This is a genomic window from Pedobacter sp. (genome assembly GCF_965249885.1).
GTDB lineage: Bacteria > Bacteroidota > Bacteroidia > Sphingobacteriales > Sphingobacteriaceae > Pedobacter.
Genome location: NZ_OZ252254.1, coordinates 698,736 through 711,286 on the forward strand (window position 1 = coordinate 698,736; position 12,551 = coordinate 711,286).

11 protein-coding genes are annotated in these 12,551 nt (G+C 38.6%); 6 read left to right on the plus strand and 5 right to left on the minus strand.

The features are described 5' to 3' along the window. Nucleotide 1: 1 nt before the first annotated feature. Both ACY2A0_RS02945 and ACY2A0_RS02950 read right to left on the minus strand, forming a co-directional pair. Nucleotides 2–922: a glycerophosphodiester phosphodiesterase family protein gene (locus tag ACY2A0_RS02945; RefSeq protein WP_461788117.1), complete on the minus strand. Its 921-nt coding sequence runs from the start codon at nt 920–922 to the stop codon at nt 2–4. Nucleotides 923–1,005: 83 nt separating this feature from the next. After that, on the minus strand, nt 1,006–2,055 hold the full coding sequence (locus tag ACY2A0_RS02950; protein WP_461788118.1) for a patatin-like phospholipase family protein: 1,050 nt from the start codon (nt 2,053–2,055) through the stop codon (nt 1,006–1,008). Nucleotides 2,056–2,333: 278 nt separating this feature from the next. Between ACY2A0_RS02950 and ACY2A0_RS02955 the strand changes: the two genes are divergently transcribed. Continuing rightward, nucleotides 2,334–3,821, plus strand: a complete 1,488-nt coding sequence (locus tag ACY2A0_RS02955; protein WP_461788119.1) for a glycine--tRNA ligase — start codon at nt 2,334–2,336, stop codon at nt 3,819–3,821. Between the two features lie 103 nt (nt 3,822–3,924). Beyond that, nucleotides 3,925–4,500, plus strand: a complete 576-nt coding sequence (locus tag ACY2A0_RS02960) for a hypothetical protein (protein WP_461788120.1) — start codon at nt 3,925–3,927, stop codon at nt 4,498–4,500. A gap of 40 nt (nt 4,501–4,540) precedes the next feature. Here ACY2A0_RS02960 and arsC read toward each other — a convergent pair whose 3' ends face one another. Together arsC and ACY2A0_RS02970 are read right to left on the minus strand one after the other, a co-directional pair. Beyond that, on the minus strand, nt 4,541–4,885 hold the full coding sequence (gene arsC / locus ACY2A0_RS02965) for an arsenate reductase (glutaredoxin) (RefSeq protein ID WP_461788121.1): 345 nt from the start codon (nt 4,883–4,885) through the stop codon (nt 4,541–4,543). Further along, nucleotides 4,885–6,087 (minus strand): C40 family peptidase, encoded by a 1,203-nt coding sequence (locus ACY2A0_RS02970; RefSeq protein ID WP_461788122.1) that lies wholly within the window; start codon nt 6,085–6,087, stop codon nt 4,885–4,887. The genes arsC and ACY2A0_RS02970 overlap by 1 nt, the downstream gene beginning before the upstream one ends. A gap of 135 nt (nt 6,088–6,222) precedes the next feature. On the opposite strand from ACY2A0_RS02970, the gene ACY2A0_RS02975 reads away from it, so the two are divergent. The 4 genes from ACY2A0_RS02975 to ACY2A0_RS02990 all read left to right on the plus strand — a co-directional run bounded on the left by ACY2A0_RS02975 (nt 6,223) and on the right by ACY2A0_RS02990 (nt 11,817). Continuing rightward, the gene (locus ACY2A0_RS02975) at nt 6,223–7,305 is read left to right on the plus strand and encodes a calcium:cation antiporter (RefSeq protein WP_461788123.1); all 1,083 of its coding nucleotides are present in this window, start codon (nt 6,223–6,225) and stop codon (nt 7,303–7,305) included. A gap of 30 nt (nt 7,306–7,335) precedes the next feature. After that, entirely contained in the window at nt 7,336–9,267 is a 1,932-nt protein-coding gene (locus ACY2A0_RS02980) for an LTA synthase family protein (RefSeq protein WP_461788124.1), read from the plus strand. Then, nucleotides 9,264–9,743, plus strand: a complete 480-nt coding sequence (locus ACY2A0_RS02985; protein ID WP_461788125.1) for a GtrA family protein — start codon at nt 9,264–9,266, stop codon at nt 9,741–9,743. Before ACY2A0_RS02980 ends, ACY2A0_RS02985 begins: the two co-directional genes overlap by 4 nt. 289 nt (nt 9,744–10,032) lie before the next feature. After that, the gene (locus ACY2A0_RS02990; protein ID WP_461788126.1) at nt 10,033–11,817 is read left to right on the plus strand and encodes an aromatic amino acid hydroxylase; all 1,785 of its coding nucleotides are present in this window, start codon (nt 10,033–10,035) and stop codon (nt 11,815–11,817) included. 113 nt (nt 11,818–11,930) lie between these two features. On the opposite strand, the gene ACY2A0_RS02995 is transcribed toward ACY2A0_RS02990, so the two are convergent. Next, nucleotides 11,931–12,485 (minus strand): PhnA domain-containing protein, encoded by a 555-nt coding sequence (locus tag ACY2A0_RS02995; protein ID WP_461788127.1) that lies wholly within the window; start codon nt 12,483–12,485, stop codon nt 11,931–11,933. Nucleotides 12,486–12,551: the final 66 nt, after the last annotated feature.

Sequence of the window (12,551 nt, forward strand, 5' to 3'; positions counted from 1 at the left end):
TTTATTTCAATTTTAGGTTTTTAAAGTTCATTTTCTTCTCTTTACGATATTGATCTAATTGCTGTCCGGCTAGTGCAACATCGTCTGTTGATAAAATCTCAGCACCGTTTGCTACCAATTGGCGATAGACCATTTTATTGGGGTTTGCCTTAGCACTCCGATCTAAGTTACCCATAGTACCTAAGATAGAACTGATCCCTTTACTTTGCAAAAATTCATAAAGCGATTTATCGGGCTCTGCAACACCAACAAAGGCCACAATTTTATCGTTAGGAACACCCATTTTATTAAGTCGATCCAAATCTTCTTTGCTTTTTACTGTCGCCGAGATCATTAAATCGGGGGCAAGTTGATGCACCTCCGCGGCTTGATTGGCGTTGTAAGTAATTATGATGGAGTTTGTTTCCGATTTAGTTTTGCGAACCGCCGAGATAATTTTTTGATAAGGCACGCCTTTTTTTAAATCAATAGTAAATAACACTTTGTTTTTGCCCCATGCAAGCACCTGTTCCAAGGTAGGAATTTTGAAATTAGTTACTTTGCCGTCGTCATCCTTAAGGTTTAGCTTTTGTAATTCGCTGTACATGTAAGATGAAACCAATCCAGTACCTGTAGAAGTTCGGTCTAACTTATCATCATGCATAATCACTAAAGCCGAATCCTTACTTAACGCTACATCAAATTCTATAATTACCGGTTGGTAGGTAGTTGCATTTTCAAATGTCTCGATGGCATTTTCAGGGAAGCCAGGCATTGGACCGCCTCTATGGGCACTTAGCAAAGGGTATCTTTCGGTTTTGTGATTTAAAAAATCTTGGAACTCCTTTGCCGTTTTAAAGCTGATGTAATGGTGTTTTACTGGAGTGATAAAAGCAAGAGCTGATAAACCAAACGCAACAAGTAAGAGTTGAACTTTTTTCATTTAATTGACTTTCCTTTGTGTTAAGCAAAGGTAGGTTTTGTTTAATCAGCTTAAAAATTTAATGGCGTTTAGTTATATGCTTTCTATTTTTTTAGGAAGTTCCATATGGAATCATCTTTTTTGGAGGGCTTATCCCTAATAAGTCCCGCTACAATCTGATCCAACAACTCCTCGTTTTCGCTAACCAATTTGTCTGCCAGGGAAACTATTTTCTGAATGTTAGTTTTGGTCGCCGCGTCCATCGAGGGATCTATGGAAGATAAATTGCTGGGCTCAATACGGATATAGTTACTTTTTTCGTTGACGGAGCGGAATAGCTGCTTTAAAAAATAATCCGTGCTTTCTGCAGAGCTACTGCTCATGATGTCTACCAATGCTGGACCAATGGAAATAGCTCTTTTCTTTTTAAAATCTTCATATTTATAAGATATTTTGGAAAGGCCTGTTCCTAATGAAAGTATCCAAACATCATCAATTTTATATGTTTTGTAGCTTTTGATGACTTCCAACAACGCAGATAGAGATGGATTATGCGCAAATACACCTCCATCTACCAAAGGGTAGCGTGTTTTGGCAATGGAGAAAATTTCAGCAACAGAGAAGTAAGTTGGTGCTGCAGCGGTAGCTCTACACACATCTTTAAGGTAGAAATCCCTGGAATCGCCGTGCGATATGGCTTTTTGCTGCCTAAAGAGATGATTTTTACGCAATTCTATATCATAAGCGGTAATGACACAGGGGCGCAACAGTTCGCTCAGTTTCTTATCTCCAAGGTAACTTTTCAGTACTTTCTCTAAAATCGTGGCATCGTACAGCTCGCTCAAAAGACCGAATTTATTGAGAAACCTACGCCAAGGCTTGGCCGAAAATATTTCTACGCCGTGCTGCAAATAAATATCCAGCGCCTGCTTAGTAGTATACTTTTGCTTTGATGGGTCTTGATCATCTGGACATAACAAAATAGAAAGTAAAATTCCACCTGTACTGGTTCCCGCAAAAAAATCAAAATAATCTATTAGACGAGCATTAGGATTTTTAGTGGCCCGCTGAATTTTCTCTTCTAAAGCCACTAGGATCATCCCTGGAATTATTCCACGGATGCCGCCCCCATCTATTGAAAGTATTCTCTTCATTTATTAAATTGCAAGTTAATGAATGTAGCGAAAAATAAAAGTGTTTTTGTTGAGCTATGCAATTTTAAACGTTTAGCGGTACGCAACTAGTAGCAAAAGTTTTTGTAAAATAAACCTGAACGACGTGGAAAACCCGCATCCCAATAAAAAATTGGGAGAGGATTTGGAACAAAGTGCAGGACTATCGGCACCGATGAGCCACTTGCCTTGCTTTTCAAAACATTTTAAAGCGCTTATCTTATAACTTTTAACTTTTAACTTTTAACTTTGGCGCCACTATGGCTCAGAAAAATAACGACGAAATTTTTAAAAATGTAATATCGCATGCCAAGGAATATGGTTTTGTATTTCAAAGCAGCGAAATATATGATGGTTTAAGTGCTGTTTACGACTACGGACAATTAGGTGCCGAGTTGAAAAACAACATCAAAACCTATTGGTGGAAAGCAATGGTGCAGATGCACGAAAACATTGTGGGTATTGACGCCGCCATTTTTATGCATCCTAAAGTTTGGAAAGCCAGCGGACACGTAGATGGTTTTAATGATCCGATGATTGACAATAAGGACAGTAAAAAACGCTACCGTGCCGACCAATTATTAGAAGATAAAATTGCGAAATACGAGAAGGACGGCAAAACCGAAAAAGCTGCAAAATTGCAAGCTGATATGGATGACGCTTTGAAAGCGGAAGACTTGCCTCGTTTAAAAGTATTGATTGAAGAACACGAAATTGCCTGCCCGGTTAGTGGGACCAGAAATTGGACCGATGTACGCCAGTTTAACCTGATGTTTGACACGCAGTTTGGCGCCATGGCTGATGGAAGCGAGAAAGTTTACCTTCGTCCGGAAACTGCGCAAGGTATTTTTGTAAACTTCTTAAATGTGCAAAAAACAGGAAGAATGAAAATTCCTTTCGGTATTGCACAAATAGGAAAAGCCTTTAGAAATGAAGTAATAGCCCGTCAGTTCATTATGCGTATGCGTGAATTTGAACAGATGGAAATGCAATTTTTTGTACGCCCTGGAGAAGACAAGAAGTGGTTTGAATATTGGAAAGAAGCTCGTTTGAAATGGCACAAAGCTATTGGAACATCTCCCGAAAAATATCGCTACCACGATCATGTGAAGTTGGCTCACTATGCTAACGCCGCTACGGATATTGAGTTTGAATTCCCATTTGGCTTTAAAGAAGTTGAAGGCATACACAGTAGAACTGATTTTGATTTAACCCAACATCAGGAGTATAGCGGCAAAAAAATGCAATACTTTGACGCCGAGTTGGACGAAAACGGAAAACCTTATGGCAACTATGTACCTTACGTAATTGAAACTTCGATTGGTTTGGATAGGATGTTTTTGCTTACGATGATTAATGCATTGGAAGAAGAAGATTTAAGCACGCCAGAAAAACAGGATAGCAGAACTTTACTACGTTTGCACCCTGCATTGGCGCCAATTAAAGCAGCTATTTTCCCGTTAACTAAAAAAGATGGTTTGCCGGAGAAAGCTCGTGAAATTATGGATTCGCTGAAGTTTGATTTCAACTGTATTTATGAAGAAAAAGATGCCATTGGAAAGCGCTATCGTCGTCAGGATGCTGTAGGAACACCTTTCTGTATTACGGTAGATCACCAAACGTTGGAAGATGATACGGTAACCATCCGCCACCGCGACACAATGGAGCAACAACGTATTGCGATTAAAGATTTGCACTGGACTATCGAAAGTAAAGTAAGCTGGAGAAATTTGCTGAGTCAATCATAAAAAAATCCCGACCTAAATAGACTGCCCCCAAAAAGTTAGACACTTATTGGGGGCATTTTTATGGAAAATGGTTTCTTAATCATCCTTAAACAAAATTTGAATAATGAAGCAAGCTATACTCCTTATCGTATTCTCGTTATTTTGTTTTAATGTGATGGTGGCGCAAGAAGCAAAATTAAATACTACGTTAAAACCTCAGTTGGTACCTGAAATACCTAAAGTGAAAGTAATAAGGGATGCACAGCCGACGACGCATGACCATAACAAAAATCATCTTACTTGGGTGTTCAATTCGAAAGTTAGCGTCCTTACGGTCAATCCAATTATTATCAATTATAGTAATGTTGAAGATTTAAAGATCGATGAAGCTACAAGAAGCCTTGTCATAAAATACAAGATAGAAAAACCAGAAATCATCAGTTTGCATGAACTGGCCAAGAAATATTGTAAGTTAAAAGAAATAAATATTTTATTTAGTGTAGATGATGAATGGCAAAGACAACCTGACAGTGCATTTATTGCTATTGATGCCATTAAGCACGTGAGGGTGGTGGATAGTGAGAATTATCCTCATCTATCGGAAAAGAAAGATCGACTTGTGGTAGTGGCTATTAAAACCGTAAATCCTCCGAAGAAAGAGGAAGAAGATGATGGCAGGCCTAAGATTTATATAAGGTAGTGGCTACTCTTCGTTCGCAAGTCATTGCGAGAAGACAAGCTTAAACAATACTATCAATCGCTTCCTCTGATCTTCCAATTACCGCGACATCTCCTTTAACTAAAATCGGTCGTTGTATTAATATTGGATTTTCATGCATTGCCTTAATCCAGGCTTCATCAGATAAATTCAGGTTCCCAAACTTCTCTTTATAAATTTTTTCGGTAGTGCGTACAAGCTGAAAAGGACGTATCCCAAGTTTTTGGACAATATCTTTCAATTCTTCAACACTGGGTACATTTTCCAGGTAATTAACGACTTCAAAATCTTCACCGCTTTTTGTTAACTCTGCTAAAGCGATTCTACTTTTACTGCAGCTGTTATTGTGATAAATTTTAATGATCATTATTGCTTGCTCAAATACCAATTGTGATTTTCTATTTTAGTGATTTCTGGCTTACCTACTTCCGTTAACATCCTTCTTGCTCCTACTAAAGTTTTGCTCTGATATTCATCGTAATTGGCAGCTGTTGGTAAAATGCTGCTGATTTTTACCATCCCGGCCGATTGGATGAACTGTCCATCTCCCATATATATTGCGGTGTGACTTACCCTGCCGCCATTAATGCCTCTGCGCTTTGCCGCCGAAAAAAACATTAAATCTCCGGGCTTAAGATTTTTAAGACATTTTTCTACGCTAATGGAATCGTTTTCCAAAACGTCCAATGCCTGTCCAACTAAAGCCTGTTGCGAAGCATCACGAGGGATAATCACTCCGTTTAAAAAGAAAGCAGTTTTAGTAAAGCCACTACAATCCACTCCTTTTATGGAAGTGCCGCCCCATAAGTAAGGAACACCAACCAATGTTTGTGCGGTTTTCAAAATGGCATCGGCAGTTGGCAATGGTCGTTTTACCCAAGTGGCATAATCGGTAAGTTGTTCTGTTGGAACGTAAGCTTCCCTACTATCAGGAAAACCAACCTTAGTGAAGCCTCCATTAGCGGAAATAAACTTCAGGATATTTCCAGCAACCAAATCGGAAACTCTAGCTGCCGAATTAGAAGCTGATATAAAAGCATGACCATAATCGGCAATAAAAACAACCTTTTTTGCCGCTTGCCAGGCCTTAAATTTCGCACCATCCATCAAGGCGATAGCACCACCGTCAGTCCAGGCCAAATAGCCATCAGGAGATTTCACTAAATAAAATCCACCTTGTTTTTTAAGGATTTGGATAGGTGTGCCCAACAAAGTTTGTGTCATTAACTCGGAACCGTGAAAAGGCTGACTCCGATTGTTAGCCACCGAAATTGTTGTTACGCCGTACACTTGCCCATTTAATTGTTGTGCCGGCAATAAAGAAGCTATTAGTTTTGCTTTTTCAGCAGATGGAAAAGAATTTTCGAAAGAAGTGATGGCTTGTTGCGATGTACTCTCTACAAAAACCGAATCGGCCTTGAACCTCACATTAAAATAAACAGACCGCTTATCTGGTGCATATTTTTTTTGAATGGCATTTGCAATAGTCCTGTAAGCCGCAGTATCTACCTGCGCTTTTGCAATTTGAACCAACAAAAGCATCGCCAAAAAAGAAAAACATTTTCTCATATCAATTGTTTTGAGGCTAAAGTTACAACATATTAACTTCTTTACTTCGCTTTTAGTAAGTAATTAAACCATTACAGAAGACGTTTTAAAACCCTCTTCTTGCTAATCATCCAGTTGATCACCTAATTAAATCGCATGTTAAAAAAATTACCTCTCCCATTGTGGACCGTCGCTCTTCCTCTACTAGCTTGGGTAGCTTATTTCGCACCAGTTAATAACCTAGGTGGATTAGGTATAGCTTTACTAGTCGTGATGTTAATTGGTAGTGTATTGGCTGCAGTGCATCACGCTGAAGTAGTAGCACATCGAGTGGGCGAACCGTTTGGAACGCTAATTTTAGCCTTGGCTGTTACCACCATCGAGGTGTCGTTGATTGTATCATTAATGCTTACTGGTGGTCCTGGAACCGAGGAATTAGCGAGAGATACTGTTTTTGCCGCAGTGATGCTTATTTTAACGGGAATGATTGGTATTTGCCTACTATTCGGTGGACTAAAATTTAACCAGCAAGGTTTTAGCTTTGATGGCGTGAAGGCGCCTTTGGTGGCGCTCACCGCAATCTTGATGCTCACGCTTATCTTGCCGAACTTTACGGTAAGTGTAAAGGGGCCATCGTACAACAACTCACAACTTATTTTTGTATCCATCATTTCATTAATTATATATAGCACTTTTATTTTGGTACAAACCGTGAGGCACAGAGATTTCTTCTTACCTCCGATAAACCCAGGCAACGAAGAAGTTCATGCAGCGCCGCCAACCAAAGCCGTTGCGTTGAGTAGTTTAGGTTTACTGTTGGTTTGCCTTGGCATTGTGGTATTATTGGCAAAAGCACTTGCGCCAGATATCGAAAGTGCTGTGATTAACGCCGGAGCGCCAAAATCGTTGGTTGGTGTGATTATAGCGGCTGTAGTTTTGCTGCCAGAAGGTATCGCTGCCTTAAATGCAGCTAGAAAAAATCGTTTGCAAACCAGTTTAAACTTGGCACTGGGTTCGGCACTGGCCACCATTGGGCTTACCATACCAGCAGTGGCCGTGGTATCCTTAGTTGCGGGCTTAAATATCACGTTAGGAATCGATACCAAATCAATGGTACTTTTACTATTAGCCCAATTAACCCTCATGCTATCCTTAGGTTCCGGAAAAACCAATATATTGCAAGGTGTAGTTTTATTAACTATTTTCGCCTCCTACTTGTTCACCACTATTGTTCCTTAGGACAAAAGATGGGTGACGGTAAGCACTCGAATGAACCAAAAACAACGTCAACAATCGGTATACCTAATCCTAATTTACCAATTTGTATTGCTGCTTGCCCTATATGCACTATGCAGATTAGGTTTTTTTATGATTAATAAGTCGTTATTTAAACATTTAACCAGCGGCGAAATTGCATATACATTTTTAGGTGGAATTAAATTTGACATTGTAGCCTTGCTGTACATCAACTCCTTGTACATTGTTTTACAGGCCGTACCATTCCCTTTTAAATACAAACCCAATTACCAAAAATTTTTGAAATGGTTATTTATAGTGACTAACTGCATAGGTTTTTTAGCCAATTTCATTGATTTTGCCTATTACAAATTCACGCTTAAACGTACTACTGGAAGTGTTTTCTCACAATTCAGTAACGAGCAAAACAAGCTGAAATTAACCGTCGATTTCCTGATAGAATACTGGTACCTTTTAATAGTTTTTGTATTATTTGTACTGGCTTTTGCAAAGCTAAGTCAACTATTTAAGGCAGTCGACAAACCAAAGTTTAGTTGGAAAACTTATGTAGTTCAAACCGCAGCACTGTTATTGATTGCATTTCTTTTCATTGGAGGTGTTAGAGGCGGATGGAGACACAGTACCAGACCAATTACATTGAGTAATGCCGGAGATTATGTTAAAGCTCCCGGTGATATGAGCTTGGTGCTTAACACGCCTTTTAGCATCATGAAAACGTTAGGTTCTTCAAAGCTAAAACCTTTAAACTATTTTGATGAAGCGAGCCTTAATAGAATTTATAATCCAATACACTTACCAAGCGACACCAACAGCTTTAAAAAACTAAATGTTGTGTTTCTAATCATCGAGAGTTTAGGGAAAGAACACGTTGGAGCACTTAATAAAGATCAATTGAATGGCAAGTACAAAGGTTTTACTCCGTTTATAGATAGTTTGGTAGGTCAGAGCTTTACTTCTGCGCATACTTACGCTAACGGCCGCAAATCAATCGATGCGCTTCCATCTGTAATTTCAAGTATACCTTCTATCAAAGAACCTTTTGTGCTTTCGCAGTATTCCAGCAATAACACTACGAGTATCGCTAAATTATTGGGTGATGAAGGTTATTACACTGCGTTTTTCCATGGTGCCCCTAATGGCTCGATGGGGTTTTCAGCCTATACCAACTTAGCGGGAATTAAACATTACTACGGCAAAACTGAGTACAACAATGATGCTGATTTTGATGGAATTTGGGGCATTTGGGACGATCCATTTATGCAGTACATGGCCAAAACCATCAATACCTTTCCACAGCCATTTTTCTCCGCGTTTTTCTCTGTGTCGTCTCATCATCCGTTTAAGGTGCCGCAACAATATCAAGGTAAGTTCCCTAAGGGAAATTTGCCCATACAAGAACCTTTGGGCTACACAGATATGGCCATCCGTAATTTTTTTAGCGCTGCGAAGAAAATGCCGTGGTATAAAAATACGCTATTTGTGCTTTGTGCTGATCATGCTACAGTTTCCTACTTACCAGATTATCAAACTACTGCAGGTTATTTCTCCATTCCAATTCTGTTCTATTTCCCCGGTGGCGAATTGAAAGGCAAAACCGATAAAATCATACAACAAATTGATATTATGCCATCGGTACTTAGTTTTTTACACTATCCAAAAGCTTACTTTGCATTTGGTTTCAATGCCTTCGACAATAAAACTGATAACTTTGCGATTAATAATAACGATGGAACCTTTAACCTTTATTACGGAGACTACCAGTTAACTAGCGACGGACAAAAAAGCTTATCGATGTTTAACCTAAAACAGGATAGGCGCAACTTAAAAAATTTGATAGAAGAGCAACCAGAAGTTAAGGTACAACTAGAAGAAAAGCTTAAAGCATTTGTACAACAGTATAATAACCGAATGATTAACAACCAATTAACTTATAAAAAGAATTGAGAAAATTAGCGCTGAAATTTATTGATTTCTTTTATCCGCCGTTTAAAAATTGGTTTGCGATCAACACTTTTAGGTATTTGGCCAGTGGCGGTATAACCGCGGCTTCAGGCATTGTAGCTTATTTTGTGATATATAATTATATTCTTCATCAAGAAGATGTGCATGTTGGACAATATCTAGTTACAGCTCCCATTGCCGCACTTGTTTTAGAATCGATTATTACGTTTTTAATTGGCTTCACCTTAAACAAGTATCTAGTTTTTACACAATCGGATTTAAAAGGAAGAATACAGTTGTTTAGGTACGGTACGGTTGTTTGCACCAATATTTTGCTGAACTATGCCTTGATGAAAATTTTAGTAGAGGGCTTTCAGTTTTATCCCTCGGTTGCAAAGGCGCTAATCACCATAGTTTTAGCAGTATTTAGCTATTTCTCCCAGAAATATTTTTCTTTCCGGGTTAAAAAGAATGTGTAACTTTTTTTTAAACACATAGGCACATAGAATTATCCAGAGGTTACACAGCCTGTATCCTTATGTGATTAAAAAAGCACTTCCATTATCAACAAACAGCACCATCCAAACCTTCAATGACCTTATATGCCTTACATGGTAAATGTTTCTCTTATTATCGAAACACAAATATGTAAACAATATCATCCAAAATCTTAAATGGTTATAAAAAACAAATTACATCCAAACAACGGTAATTTCTTGCATTGCTAGCCCAAATAAGCTAATTTAGTGCAATTAACACAATGTATAAATGAGCGATTTTAACGACTTTAATAACGAGCAAGTTGCCAAATTGCCTAGACATTTAAGGCAATTTATAGTAGAGCAAAATTACGAGAAATACACGCCAATAGATCAAGCGGTTTGGCGTTACGTAATGCGCCAAAATTATAGTTATTTAAAGCACGTAGCTTATTATCCTTACATCAAAGGTTTGCAAAGAGCCGGCTTAAGTATCGAGTACATTCCTGATCTGCAAACGATGAACGACAATTTAGGCAAAATTGGTTGGGGCGCCGTTACCGTTGATGGATTTATTCCGCCAGCTGCATTTATGGAATACCAAGCATACAGGGTGTTGGTTATTGCGGCAGATATCCGCCAGATTAACCATATTGAATACACACCAGCGCCAGATATTATCCACGAAAGTGCTGGTCATGCACCTATTATTGCTGATACCGACTACAACAATTATTTGAGCTACTTCGGATCAATTGGCGCAAAAGCCATGTTCAGCAGTAAAGATTTTGAACTTTACGAAGCTATCCGCAGACTATCCATATTAAAGGAAGCTTCAAATGTTGATGAAGCCGAAATTGCAAAAGCAGAAAAAGAATTAAAATTTATTTCCGAAAATATGGGTGAACCATCGGAAATGGCTTTGCTAGGACGTTTACACTGGTGGACGGTAGAATATGGCTTGATAGGAACGCTCGAAAACCCAAAAATTTACGGCGCAGGGTTGCTTTCTTCTATTGGAGAAAGTGCCACTTGCATGGATCCTAAAATTAAAAAACTGTGGTACGACATCAATACGGTTAATTATAGCTATGATATTACCCAAGAGCAGCCGCAGCTTTTCGTCACCCCCACTTTCCAGAATTTGATTGACGTTTTGGAAACGTTTGCCAACACAATGGCTTTTAGACGTGGTGGAGCAGAAAGTGTACTTAAAGCGATAGAATGTAAAAACCCAAGCACAGCAGTTTATAGCTCTGGCTTACAAGTTACTGGTGTTTTCACCGATGTGGGCATCAGTAAGGACGATGAAGTAACCTTTATCAAAACCACCGGACAATCGGCGTTAGCATTTGACAACAAAGAGCTGCTGGGACATAGCAAACATTATCATAAAGATGGGTTTTCATCGCCTGTTGGCAAATTGAAAAACATTGACAAAGCTTTGGAAGACCATAATTTTGAAGATTTATCAAGCTTAGGAATTCACGTTGGATCAACTGCGCAACTAACTTTCGAAAGTGGTATTGAAGTAAACGGCACGGTAAAAGAAATCATCCGTAAAAACGATAAAACCATACTAATTGCCTTTGAAGACTGTACTGTAAAAGAGAACAATGGAAACGTATTATTCCAACCTGAGTGGGGAACTTATGATATGGCCGTTGGCGAAAAAATTATTTCGGTATTTAATGGTGCTGCCGACAAAGACGCGTACGAGGAATTGACACATGTGAGCGATCAACTTACACACAAAGTCGTTTACGACGATGCAACCAAACGATTACATGCCTTGTACCAACAAGTAAGGGATATAAGGGAAAGTGGCGAAGGTCAAGAAAATCTAGAGAGTATATTTTCAGAATTGAAGACCAATTATCGTCATGACTGGCTGTGTGCGTTACAAATTGTAGAAATTCTACATCATTCTGCTGCTAATCCATCATTGGAAAGCGAAATAAGGATTTACTTAGAAATGAAAGCAGCTAACGAAAAAGAATTTACAAAGCTAATTAACGATGGCTTTCATGTTATTGCTAATCCGGTGACGCAATTGATTACCGTAGAGGATTAACATCCTTTAAGCCTCAATCATTAACAAAAAGCTAAATACAGATAACTTTACGAAGTTTTGAAAACTTCGTAAAGTTAATATATTCAATCTTTGCAAAGTACGATAAGGCCTTTTTAATTATTCTTTTTAACGTACTTTGTCAATATCACAATCATCTGTTCATTAATCTTTCCCTCAATTTGCTCGTGATTGTCATGCACTAACCTAATACGTTTCACCACAGTACCTTTTGGCGCACTGAAATTAGTTCCCTTTACATCTAAGGCTTGCGTAAGTACAACTGTGTCTCCGTTTTCAAGCACATTTCCAAAAGCATCTTGATGTACATCGGCAACTGCCAAGCCACTTAACGCCCATTGTACTACATCTTCATCTAAATCTACCATATTCAATACGCCACTAGCCCAGTCTTCATCCTTATATCTTTGTAGAATGCGATAACTCAAAGCTTGTACGCTTGGTTCAGGATTCCAAATGCTTCCTTCCACTACACGCCAGTAAAAACCTTGATCTTCTGCATCAATATTTTGCAAACAATCGTTACAAAGTGCCACCTGATTTGCGATGGTATCATCATTTTTAGGACTTACCGTGTAAGCAGTTGTAGCTTCGGTTTTACTGCATAATTCACATAAACCTTCGCTTCTTTCTTTTAATTTATCTAACATGTTTGTTTGAATTCAAGCGCCAAAGGTACTTATAAACTCTTGGCTTTTGTAAGAAATGACGAATAT